The sequence below is a fragment of the Erythrobacter sp. R86502 genome, assembly GCF_042466465.1.
In the GTDB taxonomy this organism is placed as follows: Bacteria; Pseudomonadota; Alphaproteobacteria; order Sphingomonadales; family Sphingomonadaceae; genus Erythrobacter.
In genome coordinates this window covers 2,912,637-2,931,758 of the sequence record NZ_JAXHCJ010000001.1, presented here as the reverse complement: position 1 = coordinate 2,931,758, position 19,122 = coordinate 2,912,637, and the positions used below count along the sequence as shown (strand labels likewise).

The window sequence follows — 19,122 nt, the reverse complement described above, 5'->3', positions numbered from 1 at the left end:
TAGTCAGGAGGCTGGCGTTAGACAAGCGATGCGCTCACGCCGTTCGCATCGGCAAGCGGGACAGCAATTGCTGCCGCAGCGCGGCCGGCAAGCACGCCCATGCCCAGATCGTTGCCGGAGCGCCGAAGGCTGCGGCAATGACATAGGGCGCAAACGCATGGTCCCACATCCGGATCGCAGCGAGCGCCGCCAATACAACAAGTGCGGTCGGCACCAGTCTTGCGGCCACCCATCGGTCAAGCATCCTGGCCCGATAAAGCAGTGCCAGCAGATCGCCTGCACACCGCACCACGAAAGCTGCCGCAACCCCTGCCAAGCCAAACGCACTGCCCAGCAGCACCAGCACGGCGAAATAGATCGGCAGTTCCGCCACATGCAGCAGGCCGGTGAATTTCGGGTCGCCGCGTGCCTGGATGAAACCGAACGGCACTTGCGCGACCGCATTGGCCCACAGTCCGACCATGATGACCTGCGCGATGAGGATCGATCTTTCGTCAAGTCCCGCACCCAGCCACAGCCGCAGCAGCGGTTCGGCCAAGCTGATAACCCCGATCACCACCACTGCGTAAACGGACCCGAGCACCACCATGTATTCGCGGGCGTTGGCATGCGAGCCGGTATCGGTTCCACGCACCAGCTTGGGGAACATGACCTGCATCACCGCATAGGGGATCATCATGGTCCGGTTCGCGACCTGGAACGGGATGGTATAGACCGCGACCGCCACAGCCCCCAGAATCGCGCCGATCAGGAACCGGTCGGAAATCACCAGCAGCGGGCTGACCAGCCCTGTCACCATCACCCACGACCCGAAGCGCGCGAGATTGCCGATCTCGGCTCGTGAGCTGCGGGTTGGCTGGTTCCGCAGGAACTGCCGCCAGCACGCCGCCACAGCAGGAGCGGTCACCGCCAACCGGGCGAGAAAGGCGGCAAACACCAGCGTCGAAAGGTCGACGGCCACAAGATAAGCCGCCGCAAGCGGAAACAGGGTCAGACACAGCGAGCTCGAGAGGTGAAACGTAGCGACCAACTGCACCCGCTCGGCCCCGAGCAGCGCGCCCACCGCCACACTGTAAATATTCACCAGTGGCGTGCTGACGGCCAGCATCAGCGCGACATAGGTGAATTCGTCGGCGATTTCAGGATCGATCTTGAACGGTCCGCCAAAGAACCAGTCCACCACCACAAACACGACGAGCGCCGCGACCGCCCCGATCGCGGACGCCACCAGCAACGCCGACCAGATCGCGCGCGCCGACTGTCCGGCATCGCCATCGGCCCCGCGCAGGGCTGCCACGCGCTGCGTGATCGCGCGCGACATGCCGAAATCGGCCTGCCCGGCATAGCCCAGCACCAGCCACGCAATCGCAAGCGCCCCGTAGCGCTCCGCGCCGATCTGCGCGAGAAACAGCGGAACCGAGATGATCGTCACGATCACCACCACGGCCATGGTCGCAAAGCTGAAAGCTATGTCCTTGACGCTTTGCATTGACTACTTTCCGAGAGGAGCGCCTAAAGCGCGCGCGGGGCATCGCACATCGATGTCATCGTTTCAATGCCGACGCGGACCGCTGCGCTGCATGTTGCGTCGGCTAGGCGCAGTATGCGCTGCAGGCAAGCGTCCCCATGTCAAAGCGTGATGATGGCGGCACCATTTGCGCCGAAAGCCACGCCGCTGGATCGGCATGGCGATTGCCGCCCGCCTTACTCGTACCCGGCCTGCCGGGCTGCCTCGCTCGACACGGCAGCCAACCGCCCGCGCTCTGTCTGCGCCTTGCGGCGACGCCATTGCGTGCGCCACAGCGCAAGCGGGTTGTAACTGATCTTGCAGATGGTGGTGAAGATCGGCAGCCTGCGCCGCCACTTGCGCCGGGCGTAACGATAGCTCGCAACATAACCCTTCCCGAGCGACGAATAGGGCCGGTTATTGTGGACCACCGGCAGTTCCACGGCAAAGGCGCTCTTGCCCGCAGCCCACGCGGTCTGGACCAGATCCGCGCCATAGAGATGAAAGTCGGGCAGTTCGGGATCAAAGGTGAACCACGGCTGGCGCTTTACGATGAGCAGCAGTTCGTCGAGCGCTTCGATCGGCGTGGGTTCGAACGCTGTCTCGCCCAGAGCCATGCCCATCGCCACATCCCAGATCCGCCCGACATGAATGCCGTTCTTGCGTACGCCATAGGGGCCAGCCACCATCCAGTCCGGATGATCCTGCTCCAGCCGGCCAAGCACCTCGACCGCGCGCTCCAGCCAGCCCTCGGGCAGATAGACATCCTGATGGGCGAACAGACAGATCGGGCGATCGGTCTGGGCAAAGCCGCGGTTATAGGCTTCCGACATGGATCTGGCGTTGCGAATGATCGTCAGCGGCAACGCGCCGCTGGCGATGTCGGGCGACCGCGCCAGACAATGGTCGAGGATCTCATCATCATTGACAGCAGCGATGACGCAGAAATCGGAGGTGCTGATCAGGGGCAATGCAGGTTCCGTCGGCCGTCGGGAGGAGGTCGGCTCCCCCCTCCGCGCCGGGCCATCCAAAGTCAAGACGCGGCCGCAGGCTCCTGCCGCAGCCGCGCTGCACACGTCAGCAGCATCCGCGCGCGTTCGGCCCCCACGGCGCGGTATTCGAAGCGGCCGACCTGCCGGGTCGCCTTGATCGACATGCGCCGCCGCAAGCTTTCGTCGCTGGCAAGGCGCTGCATCGCCGCAGCGAGCGCCGGGGCATCGCCGCTGGGAACGATCGATCCCGTCCGGCCATCTTCTACCAGCCGCGCTGCTCCCATCGGGGTGGTGATGACCGGCAAACCGCAGGCTGCCGCCTCATAGGTGACCTGCGGACCTCCCTCTTCATGGGTCGGGAACACGAAGACATCGCTCGATCGATACAGCGAGGCGACATCGCTGACATGGCCAAGATGGCGCACGCGCTTTCCCTGGCATGCCTTCTCGATCAGGGGCTTGAGGCATTCCTCCGGCGCCCCTGCCAGCACGAGTTCACCGTCAAGACCGGCAATGTCCCACGCTTCGAGAAGGGTCGGAATACCCTTGCGCACATTCATCAAGCCCACGAAGACCGCCCGGAAGCCTGTCTCATCGCCTGAACTGGCAGGGCTTTCAAATCTCGGGAAGCGCGCCTCGGTCCAACCGAAGCTGGAGACAAGTATGCGCTCCTCAGCAATCCCGAGCGTCCGCAGTGCGGCATCAACTTTGGCATTGGACGAGAATACATAGTCATACAGTGCCAGCTCGTCGGTTTCGTGGGCAACCATCGCTTGCGTAATGCCGTGCGATGGCTCCAAGCCTGCGTTTTTGTAAGCACTATCCAGAATCGGCTTGGCCGTTGCTAAAGGGCTATTGATCATTTCGCGCACGCAGACGAGGCCCTTCCGCTTCGCATAATGCACCAGTTCGACAGGGGAATCCGGCCAAAAATAGGCTATGGTCCCGGCTTGCGCCTCATCGATCGCTCGCTGGAACTTTTGGTTGAGACGGAACCGTGAAACCTGCGCAATCAATCGGAACGGAAGTTTCCGCATCAAACTTCCGCCCGCTTCCACAACAGTGATGCTTGATGAAATGGGCGCCCTAGCCCGATACACAAAGACGGTTGGCTCGACCCCCTCCGCAGCGAAGGCTTCGATGATCCGGATGCAGCTTTCGGCGGGACCGCGACCCGTGTACGAGTGGGGAAGATAGACCAGACACTTCATATCCCACTCCTGTTCAATCCGTATTTTTGGATCGCCCTGCGCATTTACTGGCCCAGCCGATTGGGAAGACCGGCTGCTGCCGGGTCCGTCGCCCGAAGCTGTTGCTCGGTATCGTCAGCCTCGATGAAGCGACCATAGGTACCAACCTCGATTTCGGAGCGGATGATCTTGGCCGGATTGCCGGCGACGATCGACCGCGGCGGCACGTCCTTGGTCACCACGCTGCCGGCGCCGATGACGCAATTGTCGCCAATGGTCGTACCGGGAAGAATGATGCTTTCTCCGCCGATGAAGCAGTTTCGGCCGATGCGGGTGTGGACATAAAGGCCGCGGGTTCGGTCATGCGTCAGGATGCGGGCATTGAACGCGACGTAGGTGTAGGCGCCGATATGCACGCCCCGGGGGAAAGTCATGTCGGGCTTGGCGCTCAGCGACATCTCCACGCTGGGGTGGATGTCCATCTTCATCACCCCGCGAAAGAACCGCAGACGCGCGCCGGTCAACAGCTTGCGCAGGAACGCCAGCCTGGCGAGACTCACAGTGCTTCTCCCTCGATTGCGCCACCGCAGCGCACCGGGCCGCTTGACCCAAAATCCCCATAGGCGCAATTCCCAAAGGGTGCAGACCCGGCAGACCCTTGTGACTGGACGCAGAGCGTGCGTGCTGGTCTTGTCAATTGTGCTGGCAGGTTTGGCCAGCCTTCTCTGGCCCGAGGTGCCGGCATGGCGGATCGCCGGGACGCGCAGTACGCCGGCGTCATCGGTCAGCTTTGCCAGCGGACCGCTCGGTTGCCCGCGTGCAGGCGCGACGATCGCGGTGATCGGTGACAGTCATGTGGCCGGAAGCAGGGTGGACAATGGCGGTGGCGAACCTTTTGGGCAGGTGTTCGCGCAGGCCCTGGGCGGGCGCGTGGCCATCAGCCTGCATGGCGTTGGCGGCGACACCGCCGCCATGGGGGAGCAGAGATGGCGCGGGCGAGACCTGCCCGGTACCGACCTGGTGATCCTCGCCTTCGGGACCAATGATGCAGCGCCGCGCGGCTGGCTGCGGGAGAAGCAGCCTGTGGCCATCGCCGATTACGCTGCTGCGCTCAGCCGCCAGATCGCCCGATGGCGTGCGCGCGGGCAGACAGTGATTTTGCTGGCACCGCCACCAGGTGGCAGCCGGGCGATTACGGCACGCCTGCAGCACTATCGCCGTGCGGCGCGCGATGTGGGCCGCGCCAACGCGTTGGCGGTGCTTGATCCGGCCGACGCCTTCGCATCGTGCCCGGCCTCCCAGCCCGTATTGAGCCGCGATGCGGTTCACATGAACGCGGCAGGCCATCGATGCCTCGGATTGTGGTTGGCACGGCAATTCTGCCCCGCCGTCCGTTGAGGATCAACGCGCAAGCAGCGGGCGCCACCAGGCTTCGTTGTCGAGATACCAGCGCAAGGTCTGCCGCAGGCCTTCGTCAAATCCATGAGCCGGGGCATAGTCCAGTTCGGCGCGCGCCTTGGTTTCGTCGATCGCGTAGCGACGGTCATGCCCGGCGCGATCGGTGACGAAGGTCTTGAGGGTCTCGGTCGCCTCGCCCTTGGCGGCCGGGGCATCGGGGTAACGCTGCGCCAGACCTTCGACTTCGGCAAAAGCGCGGTCGACTTCGCGGCAGATCGCGGCGATCACTTCAAGGTTGGGCAGTTCCGCCCCGCCCCCGATATTGTAGGTCTCGCCCGGCTTGCCGTTGACGAGGCTGGCCTCGATCCCGCGGCAATGATCCTCGACGTGCAGCCAGTCACGCACATTCATGCCGTCGCCGTAGATCGGCAGGCTGCGGCCATGCAGCGCATTCAGCAGGAACAGCGGGATCAGCTTTTCGGGATATTGATAGGGCCCGTAATTGTTCGAACAATTGCTGGTCGTGACATCGAGCCCATAGGTATGGTGATAGGCGCGCACCAAGTGATCGGACGCCGCCTTGCTCGCCGAATAGGGCGAATTGGGCGCATAGGGCGTGACTTCCGAGAACGCCGGATCGTTTGGTCCCAGCGATCCGAACACCTCGTCGGTCGAGATGTGATGGAACCGGTGCGGCTGGCCGCTGCCCGCCAGCCACACGGCGCGGGCGGCCTTGAGCAGGCTGTTGGTGCCGAGGATGTTGGTATCGATAAACGCGTCCGGCCCGGTGATCGAGCGGTCGACGTGGCTTTCGGCGGCAAAGTGCACCAGCGTGTCGATGGCGTGGTCGCGCAGCAGAGTTTCGACCAGCGCGGTATCGCGGATGTCGCCTTCGACCAGCTCGGCCTTGCTGCCTTCCACGGTCGAGCGGTTGCCCGCATAGGTCAGCGCATCGAGGACCACCACCCGATCCTCGGGGTGCTTGGCGTTCCAGTAGTGAACGAAATTACCGCCGATGAAACCGGCGCCGCCAGTGACGAGCAGATTAGCCAAGCTTTGCTTCCTCTTTGAGCATCAGGCGCAGATTGGTGCGCCAATGAACCGCGTCTTCGCCCAGCGCCGCCCGGGTGGCGCGGCAATCGAGCAGGGAGAACGCCGGACGCTTTGCCGGCGTCGGGTAATCGGCGGTCGTGAGCGGCCGGAGGACGGGTATCCGCGTCAGCAGGCCAAGGGCTTGCGCCTCTTCGGCGATGGCGACGGCGAAATCGTACCAGCTGGCAACGCCTGCGTCGCTATGGTGGAACGTCCCGGTCGCCTTGTTTTCGGCCAGACCCCAGATCGTACGAGCAAGACCGCTCGCCCAGGTCGGTGATCCGATCTGGTCCGCCACGACGCCCAGCTCGTCCCGCTCCTTCATGAGCCGGATCATGGTCCGCACGAAATTGGCGCCGCCCGCTTCGTAGACCCAGGCGGTGCGCACCAGAAGGTCCTCGCTGCGCAGTTGATCCTCGCCCTCGGCCTTGGTGCGGCCATAGGCTGACAAGGGATTGCGCGTCGCCGACGGATCATAGGCGGCGCTGGAGGTGCCATCGAAGACGAAGTCGGTCGAAACATGGACGACCTTGCCACCCGTGTCGGCCATCGCCGCAACCATCGTGGCGACGGCGCCGGCATTGATCGCTCGGGCGCGCTCCTCGTCGGCTTCGGCCTTGTCGACCGCGGTATAGGCGGCCGCGTTGATGATGATGTCGGGCGCTTCGACCACCAGCCGCGCGGTCAGCATCCCGGAATCGGTCAGATCGCAGTCATCGACATCGATGGCGCTGATCTCGGCCCATTCCGGCGCAAGCCGCTGCAAGGCTCCGCCAAGCTGGCCATTGGCTCCCGTGATCAGAACTCTCATGCGAACACCGGAACCTGATCGAGGGAAAGACCGCGGGCATCCTTGTCCGAGATGAGCGGTTCGACATCACCGACCGGCCATTCGATCCCCACGGCCGGATCGTTCCAGGCGAGCGTGAACTCGCTTTGCGGCGCGTAGGGCGCGGTGCACTTGTACAGAAAGTCGGTGTCATCCTCGAGCGTGAGGAAGCCATGCGCGAAGCCTTCGGGAACCCAGAACATCCGCTGGTTCTGCTCGCTCAGTTCCACACCGACCCACTTGCCGAAATGGGGCGAGGATGCGCGAAGATCGACGGCGACGTCATAGACGGCGCCGCGCGCCACGCGCACCAGCTTGCCCTGCGGGCCGGGGTTCTGGAAATGCAGCCCCCGCAACACGCCTTTCTGCGAGCGGCTGTGGTTGTCCTGCACGAAGGTCAGGCCCAGTCCCGCGCCGGCAAAGCCAGCCGCGCTCCACGTCTCCATGAAGAAGCCCCGCGCATCGCCGAACACCCGCGGTTCGAAGATCAGCACGCCAGGCAGGGCGGTTTCGATGATGTTCATGGGAGCACCGGGGTTTCGAGGAGCTTGATCAGATATTCGCCATAGCCGGACTTGCGCAGCGGCTCGGCGATCTCGCGCAGGCGATCACCGGTAATGAACCCTTGTCGCCACGCGATTTCTTCGGGGCAGCAGATCTTTAGGCCCTGCCGTTCCTCGGTGATCCGAACATAGGTGGCGGCATCCAGCAAAGAGGCATGGGTGCCGGTATCCAGCCAGGCAAAGCCGCGCCCCATGATCTCGACCGACATCTCGCCTTCGTCGAGATACAGCCGGTTGAGATCGGTAATCTCAAGCTCACCGCGCGGTGACGGCGCAAGGTCGCGCGCCCGATCGACGACGGTGTCGTCGTAGAAATACAGGCCGGTCACGGCATAGTTGGATTTCGGATTCGCAGGCTTTTCCTCGATCGAGACGGCCTTGCCGCTTGGATCAAACTCCACGACGCCAAAAGCATGCGGATCATTGACGCGATAGGCGAAGACCGTTGCGCCGGCATCCCGCGAATTGGCGCTTTGCAGAAGGCCCGGAAGACCGTGGCCGTAGAAGATGTTGTCGCCCAGGATCAGCGCGCTCGGGCCGCCGCGCACGAAGTCAGCGCCGATGTGGAAGGCCTGCGCCAGTCCTTCGGGCTTGGGCTGGGTTTCATAGCTCAGCGAGATCCCCAGATCCGACCCATCGCCCAGAACGCGCTGGAACTGGACGGCATCTTCGGGCGTGGTGATGATCAGGACATCTCTGATCCCCGCCAGCATCAACGTGCTGAGCGGATAATAGATCATCGGCTTGTCGTAGATCGGCATCAACTGCTTGGAAACGCCGCGGGTCAGGGGGTAAAGGCGTGTGCCCGAACCGCCTGCCAGAATGATACCGCGCCTTGTCTTATCGAGTGCCATTGCGACCGCTACGCCTTTTCATTTTGTGAACTTTCGGCCACCGCGTGCCGCATTGCAGCATGATGTTGCCGGGTCAACCGCGAATTGTGAACCGTATTGCACGCCTTCCAATTTCGTCTAACGCACGAGGGACGGAGGGATCGAAGCTCCCAATTTGCAGGCGTCGCGCGTAATTGAAACACAAGATGCCGTTAACATGCAACACGATGCCAAAATTTCGCAGAACGAAGACCCGATGACCGAAGCGATTGACCGCTTTCTGGGTGCGGCATTGCGTGCGGCCATTCATGCATCCCCCCTGCCTACATGGCCTCCCCATTGGCCTTGCGCAGCTGATGTCGCGGACGCCGTTTTCAAACGGATCGCGTTTCACGGGATCATGCTGTTCCTTTTGAACGACCCGGCAAAGCTCGAAGGCTGGCCAGCATCGCTGCGCACAGCGATGGGACAGGAAGCCCGGGCGCAGACATTCTGGGAACTGGGGCATCGCCAGGTTCTCACCCGGCTCGTGGTCGCCCTTGGCGATGCGAGAGCAGGCTGCGTTATCACCAAGGGGACTGCTTTGGCCTATTCGGTCTATCCGGACCCTGCGACGCGGCGGCGCGGGGATAGTGACCTGTTGCTGCGCGATGTGCGACGCAAGGACGTGCGCCGAACCCTGGCAGCAAACGGGTTTCATCCGGTGGGCGACAAGCGCCCCTTGCAGGAAAGCTGGTCGCAAACCTGCCCGATGGGGTTCGATCACGTGTTCGATCTGCACTGGCGGATCAATGCCAGTCCCTTGTTGGCATACCATCTGGAAAGCGCCGGGGTAGGTTCGCACAAGGCGCCCCTGCCGCGCCTATCCGACCGCGCCTGGGCGATCGCCCCGGCTGACAATCTCGTGCTTGTCGCAATCAACCGCGCCGCGCATGGTACCTTTGGCTACACGTCAGGAGACGACAAACTGTTCGACCGCGAACGCCTGATCTGGGCGGTGGATTTTGATTTGATCTGCCGGTCCCTCGCCCCGGGCGACTGGGATGACTTGATCGCGGTGGTGAGGGCGAGCGGAACGGCGCCGCTGGTGCGATCGGCGCTGGCCTATGCCCAGCGGGTTCTTGGCACCCCCATCCCCGATGCCGTCAGCCGTGAACTGGAAACCATGCCGGGCAAGCGTGAAGTGATGCGCTATTTCGAGGCGCTGTCAGGGCTCGATCGGCTCAGGCTCGATTTCGCGGCCAGTCGGACCTGGGGGGAAAAGTTGCATGTGGCCCGATACACTTTTTTCCCCGGGACCGAGGTGCTCCACGAACGCTTCGCCGATGCGACGCACTGGCCGCTGCCGATCCTGCAGGTCCGACGACTGGCCGGCGGCTTGGGCCGCGTGTTGACAGGGCGGCCCTGACATGGGCCTGCAAGCGCTCTGGCGATGGACGCTGAGATATCGCAGCGAACTGACCGTGATCGGCGGTCTTTCGCTGTGTACCTCCTTGGCGACCCTGACCCTGCCCTGGCTTGCCGCGCAGCTGGCTGCAGGCATTTTCGGTTATGCGGCGTTGAATATGGGGGCCACCCTCACACTGCTGGGTGCAGCGCTCGTCGGTCTTGCCGTCACCAGCATCCTGATTGCCTTTCTTTCGGAGCAGGCGTCGGGAAAGATCCTCGCCGGGCTGCGACGCGAAGCCTATGCCCATATTCAGGCGATGCCGATCTCGTTTCATGATTCCAGCCGTCAGGACGATCTGTTTGCGCTGATGAGTTACGAAGTGCAGTATCTCAGCACCTTTCTCACCGCCACGCTGGCGCAGCTTCCCGCAATGGCGATGACCGCCGTTGGTGCGGTGATCCTGATGTTCCTGATCGACCCCGCAATGGCCTTGCTGGTTCCGGCCCTCGTCGTCGTGTTCTACGTCGGCACAAGGCTGCTGTCCCGCCGATTGCGCATAATGGGAAGCGCCGTTCGGCAGGCAGAGATGGAAGTCTTCGCCCATGCCGGAGCCGACCTCGAAATGCTTCCGGCCATCAAAGCCTTCGCGGTCGAGGATGTCCACGCCGCGCGCTATGCCGCCGCTATCGAGCGGGCCCGCAAGCTGCGTCTGACGCAATCGCGGATCACCGCCTTCATCGGGCCAAGCGTCACGCTGATCGCGGCGCTGGGCGCCATTGGTGTGCTGGTGACGGGCAACGCCGGGATTGCCGCGGGAACGCGAACGCCCGGTGAACTGTTCGCCTTCCTGTTTTATGCTGCACTGCTGACCCGCCCGGTCGGAAGTCTGGCGGGCACGTATGGCAGCTATCAGCTGGCACGGGGCGCGTTGGGGCGGCTCGAAACGGTTCTCGCCCTTCCCCCCGAGCCGGGTTATGCGCAGACGCAAAGGTTGGGCCGCGCCAACGGTGGCATTGCGTTCGAACAGGTCGACTTTGCCTATCCCGCGCGCACGCCGGTGCTCAAGGGTTTCGACCTGGCGATCGCTCCCGGCGAAATCGTCGCCCTCACCGGCGCAAACGGGGTGGGCAAGTCCACCGTGGTCAATCTGCTGCTGCGGTTTTACGAACCCGAAGCCGGGCGGATCACGCTCGACGGAATCGATATCACATCACTCGACGTGAAAGCGCTGCGGCGGCAGTTCGGATTTGTCCCACAACGCCCTCTTCTGCTCGATACAACCATTGCCGAGAACATTGCCTTTGGCTTGCCCGATCCCGATCCCGCAAAGCTCGAACGCGCGGCGAAGATGGCACAGGCGTGGGACTTCATCACGGCCCTGCCAGAAGGGTTTGCCACCCGCATTGGCGACGACGGCGTGAGATTGTCGGGCGGTCAGCGCCAGCGCATCGCGCTCGCCCGTGCGCTGCTGCGCGATCCCCCGATCTATATCTTCGACGAAGCTACCAGCATGTATGATCTCGACGGCGAAGCTGCCTTTGTCGAGGAATGCATCACCGAACTGGCGGGCCGGACGGTTATCATCATCACCCATCGCCCCGCCAGCCTTGCGCTGGCTCACCGCATCATCACGCTTACGCCCGTAAGCAGTGGCGCGATTGAACCGAAGGCATGAGCGGGATCTGCGCCGTCCTTCGGCTCGATAGCCGCCCGGCCGCAGCCGAGGATGCGGCGCCGATCCTCGCAAAGCTGGCGCCGCGCGGCCCGGATGGCGCGGCGCTCAGGGCCGATGGCCCCGCTGCGCTTGGCCATGCGCTGCTGGCAACCACGCCCGAAGCGCGTGATGCGCCATTGCTGCTGTGTCATGCCCCGACCGGATGTATCATTGCCGCCGATGTCCGCCTCGACAACCGGGCAGAGCTGATCGCGACGCTCGGGATCGATGTGGCCGGTCGGGTGGTAGGTGACGGCGAGCTGATCGTGATGGCCTATCTCAAATGGGATCGTGATTGCCCGACGCATCTACTCGGCGATTTTGCCTTCATCATCTGGGATCCGCGCCATCAGCGCCTGTTCGCTGCGCGTGACAAGGTGGGAATGCGCCAGCTGAGCTACCATTACCGGCCCGGCAAACTCTTTGCTTGCGCCACCGATCCCGAAGCCCTGCTTGCTCATCCGGATGTTCCGAAGCGGATCAACGAGCGGCGCATCGCCGACTTTCTTGAGCAGCTTGAAGCAATCGACCATGTGTCGACTTTCTATGAAGGCGTTCTGCGCCTGCCACCGGCTCATGCGCTGATCGTTGAGGAAGGAGCACTGCGGATCTGGCGCTATTGGCAGCTTGAGCCTCGGTCGCCTGTCATCCACCGGGTCAACAACGCCGATTATGAAGCCGCCTTCCTTGATGTTTTGACCGAGGCGGTCCGCGCACGGCTGCGCTCGCCCGATCCTGTCGGATCCATGTTGTCGGGAGGAATGGACTCGGGCTCCGTCACGGCCATTGCCGCGCGGTTGCTGCAGCAGGCCGGTGCACCGCCACTGATGACCTTTTCCGGCGTCGACGATGATCCGGCCTGCCGGGAAAGCGCCTGCATCCGCGATTCCATCGCGGCTATACCGCATATCGCGCCGCGCCTCGCCTCGCTTGGACAGCCCGAGGCGTTTTGCTCCGAGGTTCGGCAATACGCCGAGAACCAAAGTGATCCCTTTGATGGGAATATGACGGTCATCCGGGCGATTTATCTTTTCGCCAGCCAAGCGGGGGTGAAAGTCATGCTCGATGGAGTGTCCGGAGATACTACGTTGGGCACCGGCAGCCTGGTCGATTTTCATCTGCGCCGCGGCAACGTGCTCGCTGCTTGGCATGAGGCCCACGCGACAGAATCTTTTTGGAGCAACGGATACCGCAGTGCTGCCGCGGCATTTGGCTCCGCTGCCAAAAATATCCTCGTACCCGCGTCCCTACGCGCAATGCGGAGGAAGCGGTGGGAGATGGTTGTCGCCCAGAGAGATGAAAAGCTCAGTATCGTTCACCCCGCCCTTGCCGCGCGAATTGACATGGCTGCGCGCCGACGTGAAAATCAAGCGCACGTGGCTTTGGGGCCAAGCTGTGAACAGGGGGCCCATGCGCGACGGATGCTGCACCCCTACACCATCGTTGCGCGCGAACGTTATCACAGGGTGGCAGGGGCTTTTGCGATCGAACCTCGAGATCCATTTTTGGATGTCCGTCTGCTTGAGTTTTGCCTGACCCTGCCGCCAGAGCAAATTCATGCGAATGGTTGGGCCAAGCTGATTCTTCGGCGATCGATGGCAGGTATGCTGCCCGATTCGGTGCGCTGGAAGTGCGGCCGCCATCATGTTGGCTGGCGCTTTACCGAAGCATGCCTCCCGAACACGCTTTCAGACATGGACGAAGCGGAGTTGGTGCACCTGCGTGATTATGTTGCGTCATCGCCTGATGGAACAATATCGGTGCCACGTTCAGACATGTCCACGCTTGAACGAGAGAAGGAACTGATCTACCTGCTGAACTGGTTATCACGTTTTTAATTTTTCATGACTCGCAGGAGATTATCATGTCCAATACTGCAAGTGCCCAAAAGGCTTCCTATTCTGCGCCTAAGCTTCTGATTTATGGCGGCTTTTCCGAACTTACCGCGGCCGGTAGCTCAGCTAACGTTGAAACTCGCATGGGCATGAGAACTCCCCGCGCCTAATTTATAAAGGCGATTGGGTGTGATTGTGGCTTCCCAAGTTCCGAGCTCATTGCGCCCTTTCCGCCACCCCTTGTTAAAAGACTGGTCTGTAGCTGAAGGCTCAAACCTTTCTTTTGATCCGAACAACATGCGATACATAGATGAGGATTGGGATATTTTCCCGTCCTCATCTGTCGCTATGGGCGATCAATTCGTCATTTCGTTCAGTGGGCTGGTTAAGATCGCTGTCGATTTTGGGCGTCGGGTTATTATTCCCTTTGATCGATCGCCAAACCTGACCGCTGCCGACTTCCATCATTTTCTGTTCGACCATGTCGCGCCGCGTATCATTGCCGGGCTAGAATTCGTGGTGCTGCACGGGGCAGCTATTTCAATAAATGGTAAGCTGGCGGTGCTGATCGGGGAAACAGGCGCCGGAAAATCCACGCTCGCTGCAAGCCTGAAGTACCAAGGCTATGACCTGCTCGGGGACGACGCAGTGGTGGTGACCGAAAGGAATGGTGTATTTTATGGCGACGCAATTTATCCCAGCCTTCGCCTCTTCCCGGAGTCTTTAAAGGCCATCTACGCTGGTACCGTAGAAACATCGGAGATGGCTCATTATTCAGACAAGTTGCGGGTCGACCTGCCGCAGGAAACGGCGATAACGGGAAAATGTCTTCCGATATCGGCGATATTCCATGTTTCCAAAGATGGCATATCTGATCGCGCGCAATCAGTTAAACTGACACCGCTGGAAACTTGCATGAAATGCACCGAGCAAAGCTTCGCTATTGACCCTCACGACCCTTATGCTGCTGTACAGCGTCTAGGTCGGGTGTCGAAATTAGCGTCCCTGGTTCCAGGGTTTACGCTGCGTTACCCGCGTCAGTTCGAATTCTTGTCTGACGTTCACAAGCTTATCCAGAACTGTATGGCCACCCCCACAGCTCGGAAATCCTACAGCGACCAAGCGTAAGAGTAATGAGCGGACACCTAGCCTACAGCCTATTCGATTACGGCAAAATGATCGAGTGCGAGCCGCGGATGAGCATTTATGCCGAAGCCTTGCGCCGGGCCGTGACGCCTGGCTGCACAGTGATTGACCTCGGCGCGTCTTTCGGCATGTTTGCCCTACTCGCATGCAAGTATGGCGCGGGTAAGATTATCGCAATTGAGCCCGACCCCAGTATCGAATTGCTGATGCCGTTGGCGAAAGCCAATGGATGTGCCGACCGGATCACGGTGATCCGCGACATGTCGACAAAATACACCCCCGATGCCAAGGCGGATGTAATTGTGTCCGATTGTCGCGGAACAGTCCCGCTGTATAAGCAGCACATTGCAACGCTTGTCGATGCCCGAGCGCGCTTGCTGGCTCCCGGCGGCACGCTGCTACCGATGCGCGATACATTGCGTATCGCTCTCGTCCGATGGCCCAAAAGTTACCGCGCCACCGAGCGTCCTTGGCTTGTCAACAAGTTCGATCTCGATCTAAGAGCGGGCCATCGCTACGCCTCCAATACGGAGACCAAGGCCTATCTCAAGCCGCGATCTTTGATGTCTTCGGCCGTAAGCCTGGCGGTGCTGGATTACCGGTCGGTCACTGAGCCCAACCTTGATCAAACTGTAGAACTGTCCGGAGATCGGGACGGCCGGGTCGATGGCTTGCTGATCTGGTTCGATGCCGAGATTGCCGAAGGCCTGTCCTATTCTAACGCCCCGGGTCAGCCGGAACTGGTTTACGGCCAGCTCTATCTTCCGCTTGAACACGCGCCGCAGCTTTCAAAGGGTCAGCAGATCAAAGCGCGTATCCGCAGTACGCTGATCGACGGCGAATACATTTGGAATTGGGACTGGCAGGTGCACGATGTTGCCGGGCAGCCCATCGGCGGCCTGACCCGGCAATCCAGTTTTCTGGCAGGGGTACACGCGCCCAAGGCGCTTGGCGGAGTGTCGAATTGGCACACACCGCAACTGAACGACAGGATCGTGCTGGATCGAGACTGTCTGGCACTCGTGGGCGAAGGAAGAACGCTGGACGACATCGCCAGATCACTGCAGGAACGTCATCCTGGCTTGCTGCCGACGATCAAGGCAGCGCGCGATCATGCAGCGCGGTGTCTGAGACGCTACGCCGGCTGAAGCGGAAAGCGCCATCGGCGCAAGTCCGACGCGATTCCAATTGCCTTTTGACTTCCGGAGGAACCACAGTGTCTGATGTTCTTGAAACTCGCTGGCGCGTCAGCGATCAGGCAATTGCCAATGCCGTCGCCGACGAGACAGTTATCCTGCACTTGGGCAACGGAACCTATTACGGACTCGATCCGATCGGTGCGCTCTTGTGGAAGGCCCTGGTCGAAGGCGACGTGCCTGCATCGATCTGCGATTCGATTCTCGAAACCTACGATGTCGAACCTCAGCAGCTTGCCGCCGATCTTCGCGCGCTACTTAACGATCTGGTTGACAATGAGTTGGTGGAACCAGCCTGACCGTCAAAAGCTTGACCCGCCGTTGGGGCCAGTGGCATGGCGATAGAATGAAGGTCACGCGCTACTCATGGCCTGAAAAGCTGATACTGGCAGCCGAGGCGTTCATTGCGATGGCGGTGGCGCGGATGGCACTGCATCGCACCAAGCCCGCTGATATCCTTCGACGCAATTTCGAAGTGGGGGCCCGAGTCTGGGAAAAGGTTGAAAAGCCCGAAGGTCCGATCGCGAAGGTGGCCTTTATCATTCCTCAGATGGCCCAACGCCTTCCTTGGCGCAGCGATTGCCTCGTTCAAGCTCTGGCTGCTCAGGCGATGCTGCAGCGGCGCCAGATCGCCAGCCAAATCATCGTGGGCACAACCAAGCACCCCGATGGTAGGTTCGAGGCTCATGCATGGCTCCGGTCTGGCAGCAAAACCATCATCGGTGGCGATGTCGCCCGGTTCGAACCCTTGCTTGGATCGATGCAAAGCCCGGTTGCCCCGCGTTGACCCTTACCAAGCCCGAGCCGCATGGGCCGGCTTCGGCCCGGCAGTCCGGCCCGCAAGGAACACGCATCGACACGGCGGGTTTACCATTTTGTGCGATGCAGAGGTTGCCAAGCGTGCTGCAGTGCACTACTCACAATTGAAGAAATTTTTTGAGGACTCAGAGATGATCAAAATCGCGACCCGCATGATGGCTGCTACTGCAGCACTTGGTCTTGTTGCTGCGCCGATGGTGGCCAGCGCCAACACCCGTGCTGGCGACAGTGCTTCGGCAGTGAGCGCTGCACCGGGTCTCGGCCGTGCCGCTGGAGGTGAAGGCCAGAGCGAAGAAGGTGGTGCAGGTGTCCTCCTCCTCGGCGTGGGCGCCGCCGCAGCGATCGTCGCTGGCGTCCTCATCGCCACCGACGTGATCGGTGATGACGACGGTGATTGCGCATCGCCGGGCGCTTGCTGATCAGTTTTGACTGACGCTTAATTCTTTGAGAACCCAGTTGAACGCCCGGTACGCAGTGCCGGGCGTTTTCTATTATTCGCAGCTCTGCCCCCGCGGTGACTGCCTCCTGATGCGCGAGACAGGTTTTGGATAAGATCGCGGCAGATCGCAGTGCGCCCGCGCTGCTGGCCTTTCTCCTGCTGGTTGCCTTCGTGTGCGGCGGCGGCGGGATCGGCGCGGCACTCGCGAACCTGTCGGTCCAGTTGACCGCGCTCGCAGTCCTCGCGTTTCGCCGCGAATCCGCGGTGCGTTTCTCGGCCGACGCGCCCTGTGCGCTGCGGCTGCTGATCATCGCGACCTTGGCACTGCCCTTGCTGCAACTCGTCCCCTTGCCCGAATCGATCTGGTCCGCGCTGCCCGCCCGCGACTTGGTCAGTGGTTCGCGGGATCTGGCGAATGGCGCAGGCTGGGCACCCTTCAGCGTGGCGCCTTTGCGCACGCTTCTGGCCGCGAGCGCGCTCATAACCCCGCTCGCCGTGCTGCTGGCCGGCTGGACCCTGCCACGCGAACGGCTGATCCAATGCGCGTGGCTGGTCGTGGTCTTCGGCATTGTCACCGTGCTGATGGGCGCCGTCCAGCTTGGCAGCGGCACCGAGGTCGGCACGCTCTATGGTTCGCGATCACCAGGCAAGATCCTGCTTGGCACCTTTGCCAACCGCAATTCGACGGGCCTGTTTCTGGTTTTCGGGATGGCACTGGCCGCGCTGCTGCCAGCACCGCGGCCGCACCCTGCCATCATAGCGGCACGCCTGGCCGTCTGCGCCTTGCTATTGCTCGCCATCGTTCTGACCCAGTCGCGCACCGCATTGGTGCTCGCGCTTGTTCCGTCAGTGCTTGGCGTGCTGCGTGGCATCGAATTTGTCGATGGGAAGGCGCAACGGCGTGCGACGGGGCGCAAGGCCATGCTGGTTCTCGGGTCGCTTGGCCTGCTTGGCGCCGCAGCCGTCGCGGTGGTGGCCGCCGCGCCGGACCGGATTGCCTCCACGCTTGAGCGCTTCGAGGCGCGGGACGATTCGCGCCGGTTCATCTGGGAGGACGCAACGTACAGCGCCGGTCGCTACTGGCCGCTGGGCGCCGGGACCGGGACCTTTGACGAAATCTACCAGATCGACGAGTCGCTGGAAAACATGACCCTTCGCCGCGCCGGGCGCGCGCATAACGACTATATCGAACTGACGATCGAGGCCGGCCTGCCCGGAATAGCGCTGGCAGTGATGTGGCTGGCGCTGGTCGGCTGGTTGTCATGGCAGGCGCGCCGGTCATCCCAGCGTTGGGTCGCGTGGGCGGGGAGCGCCTTTCTGCTTTGCATCGCCTTGCAATCAGTGACCGATTATCCGCTTCGCGCTCAGACGATCCTCGCCTTTTGCGGATTTGCGCTGCTGCTGCTCAGCCGTGTTGCCAGCGATCGTGCGAGGGCACGGACATGATCGGACGGATCATCTGGTTTGCCACGCTTGCGGCCCTCGCGCTGCTGACAGCCGGACTACAGCTCGACATGCAATCCAAAGGCACCGCCCAGCTTGCCCGGGCCGTGCCTGCCCCGCTGCGCAGCTATGCCCAGACCCATATCGCACACGCCGCCCTTCAGGCCGGGGATGCGCAGCTTGCCGTGGCCGAAGCCAAGCGGCTGGTTCGCCGCCGCCCGTTGCCGGCGGAGAACCTGACATTGCTGGCCGCCGCCCATGCCAGGGCAGGCGAGGTCGATCAGGCCACGCAGGCCATCCGGATCGCAGGCCAACGCGGCTGGCGCGAAGGCGCAGCGCAAGAGGCTGTCCTGCGGCTTGCGCTGAGTGCCGGTGACGATGCCGAGGCCGCCCGCCGATACGCCGCGCTTTTCCTGCGACCGCAAACCCCGGACCGCCTGCTCGAGGAACTCGGCCCCGCCGTTATGGGTGAGGCGGGCGGGCTTGGCCAGCAAACCGTGATCGCCGTCGTAGTCGGTGGGGAACGCTGGCATCCGCAATTCCTGCGCCGCGGCGCAAGCGTTATGCCGCCGGCCGCCTTCAGCGCGATTGCCGCTGGCAGCTTGGCAAAAGGGGCACAATTCGATTGCACACAGCTCAAGCAGAGCGCCGCTGCGATCGCTCAGCGCGATGCCGGTGCCGCATCGACCCTGCGCGCTGCGGCAGCGCGGCGCTGCCCCGACATTACCGGCTGACC

At 62.3% G+C, this 19,122-nt stretch carries 20 protein-coding genes; 12 read left to right on the top strand and 8 right to left on the bottom strand.

The window, feature by feature from the left end:
* Nucleotides 1-34: 34 nt before the first annotated feature.
* The 4 genes from SJY33_RS14005 to SJY33_RS13990 form a co-directional block, all read right to left on the bottom strand.
* On the bottom strand, nt 35-1,489 hold the full coding sequence (locus SJY33_RS14005; RefSeq protein ID WP_379923393.1) for an oligosaccharide flippase family protein: 1,455 nt from the start codon (nt 1,487-1,489) through the stop codon (nt 35-37).
* A 215-nt stretch (nt 1,490-1,704) separates the two neighbouring features.
* Nucleotides 1,705-2,478 carry a glycosyltransferase gene (locus SJY33_RS14000; RefSeq protein WP_379923392.1) on the bottom strand — a complete coding sequence of 258 codons (774 nt, stop codon included), beginning with the start codon at nt 2,476-2,478 and terminating at the stop codon, nt 1,705-1,707.
* Between the two features lie 62 nt (nt 2,479-2,540).
* Nucleotides 2,541-3,536 carry a glycosyltransferase gene (locus SJY33_RS13995; RefSeq protein ID WP_379923390.1) on the bottom strand — a complete coding sequence of 332 codons (996 nt, stop codon included), beginning with the start codon at nt 3,534-3,536 and terminating at the stop codon, nt 2,541-2,543.
* 218 nt (nt 3,537-3,754) lie between these two features.
* Nucleotides 3,755-4,249: an acyltransferase gene (locus SJY33_RS13990; protein WP_379923389.1), complete on the bottom strand. Its 495-nt coding sequence runs from the start codon at nt 4,247-4,249 to the stop codon at nt 3,755-3,757.
* 121 nt (nt 4,250-4,370) lie between these two features.
* Between SJY33_RS13990 and SJY33_RS13985 the strand changes: the two genes are divergently transcribed.
* A complete protein-coding gene (locus SJY33_RS13985) occupies nt 4,371-5,087 on the top strand; it encodes an SGNH/GDSL hydrolase family protein (protein ID WP_379923388.1) in 717 nt (238 codons plus the stop codon).
* A gap of 3 nt (nt 5,088-5,090) precedes the next feature.
* On the opposite strand, the gene rfbB is transcribed toward SJY33_RS13985, so the two are convergent.
* From rfbB to rfbA, 4 genes are read right to left on the bottom strand one after another with little or no spacing between them, the layout of a single operon-like run.
* A complete protein-coding gene (rfbB, locus tag SJY33_RS13980) occupies nt 5,091-6,140 on the bottom strand; it encodes a dTDP-glucose 4,6-dehydratase (protein ID WP_379923387.1) in 1,050 nt (349 codons plus the stop codon).
* Nucleotides 6,133-6,990 (bottom strand): dTDP-4-dehydrorhamnose reductase, encoded by an 858-nt coding sequence (rfbD, locus tag SJY33_RS13975; protein ID WP_379923386.1) that lies wholly within the window; start codon nt 6,988-6,990, stop codon nt 6,133-6,135. The genes rfbB and rfbD overlap by 8 nt, the downstream gene beginning before the upstream one ends.
* Nucleotides 6,987-7,532, bottom strand: a complete 546-nt coding sequence (gene rfbC, locus SJY33_RS13970; RefSeq protein ID WP_379923385.1) for a dTDP-4-dehydrorhamnose 3,5-epimerase — start codon at nt 7,530-7,532, stop codon at nt 6,987-6,989. The genes rfbD and rfbC overlap by 4 nt, the downstream gene beginning before the upstream one ends.
* Nucleotides 7,529-8,425 (bottom strand): glucose-1-phosphate thymidylyltransferase RfbA, encoded by an 897-nt coding sequence (gene rfbA / locus SJY33_RS13965; protein WP_379923384.1) that lies wholly within the window; start codon nt 8,423-8,425, stop codon nt 7,529-7,531. The genes rfbC and rfbA overlap by 4 nt, the downstream gene beginning before the upstream one ends.
* 196 nt (nt 8,426-8,621) lie before the next feature.
* Here rfbA and SJY33_RS13960 point away from each other — a divergent pair, with 196 nt between their 5' ends.
* The 11 genes from SJY33_RS13960 to SJY33_RS13910 all read left to right on the top strand — a co-directional run bounded on the left by SJY33_RS13960 (nt 8,622) and on the right by SJY33_RS13910 (nt 19,120).
* Nucleotides 8,622-9,812 (top strand): nucleotidyltransferase family protein, encoded by a 1,191-nt coding sequence (locus SJY33_RS13960; protein WP_379923383.1) that lies wholly within the window; start codon nt 8,622-8,624, stop codon nt 9,810-9,812.
* A 1-nt stretch (nt 9,813) separates the two neighbouring features.
* Nucleotides 9,814-11,469, top strand: coding sequence for an ABC transporter ATP-binding protein (locus SJY33_RS13955; protein ID WP_379923382.1), 1,656 nt, complete (start codon nt 9,814-9,816; stop codon nt 11,467-11,469).
* Nucleotides 11,466-13,346, top strand: coding sequence for an asparagine synthase-related protein (locus SJY33_RS13950; protein WP_379923381.1), 1,881 nt, complete (start codon nt 11,466-11,468; stop codon nt 13,344-13,346). Before SJY33_RS13955 ends, SJY33_RS13950 begins: the two co-directional genes overlap by 4 nt.
* A 26-nt stretch (nt 13,347-13,372) precedes the next feature.
* Nucleotides 13,373-13,513 carry a lasso RiPP family leader peptide-containing protein gene (locus SJY33_RS13945; protein ID WP_379923380.1) on the top strand — a complete coding sequence of 47 codons (141 nt, stop codon included), beginning with the start codon at nt 13,373-13,375 and terminating at the stop codon, nt 13,511-13,513.
* A 19-nt stretch (nt 13,514-13,532) separates the two neighbouring features.
* On the top strand, nt 13,533-14,471 hold the full coding sequence (locus SJY33_RS13940) for a hypothetical protein (protein WP_379923379.1): 939 nt from the start codon (nt 13,533-13,535) through the stop codon (nt 14,469-14,471).
* A gap of 5 nt (nt 14,472-14,476) precedes the next feature.
* On the top strand, nt 14,477-15,637 hold the full coding sequence (locus tag SJY33_RS13935; protein WP_379923378.1) for a 50S ribosomal protein L11 methyltransferase: 1,161 nt from the start codon (nt 14,477-14,479) through the stop codon (nt 15,635-15,637).
* A 68-nt stretch (nt 15,638-15,705) separates the two neighbouring features.
* Nucleotides 15,706-15,984, top strand: a complete 279-nt coding sequence (locus SJY33_RS13930; RefSeq protein WP_379923377.1) for a PqqD family protein — start codon at nt 15,706-15,708, stop codon at nt 15,982-15,984.
* Between the two features lie 47 nt (nt 15,985-16,031).
* On the top strand, nt 16,032-16,472 hold the full coding sequence (locus tag SJY33_RS13925; RefSeq protein ID WP_379923376.1) for a lasso peptide biosynthesis B2 protein: 441 nt from the start codon (nt 16,032-16,034) through the stop codon (nt 16,470-16,472).
* A 163-nt stretch (nt 16,473-16,635) separates the two neighbouring features.
* Entirely contained in the window at nt 16,636-16,923 is a 288-nt protein-coding gene (locus SJY33_RS13920) for a hypothetical protein (RefSeq protein WP_379923375.1), read from the top strand.
* Between the two features lie 125 nt (nt 16,924-17,048).
* A complete protein-coding gene (locus SJY33_RS13915) occupies nt 17,049-18,389 on the top strand; it encodes an O-antigen ligase family protein (RefSeq protein WP_379923374.1) in 1,341 nt (446 codons plus the stop codon).
* Complete coding sequence (locus SJY33_RS13910) at nt 18,386-19,120, top strand: tetratricopeptide repeat protein (protein WP_379923373.1); 735 nt, start codon at nt 18,386-18,388, stop codon at nt 19,118-19,120. Before SJY33_RS13915 ends, SJY33_RS13910 begins: the two co-directional genes overlap by 4 nt.
* Nucleotides 19,121-19,122 lie beyond the last annotated feature (2 nt).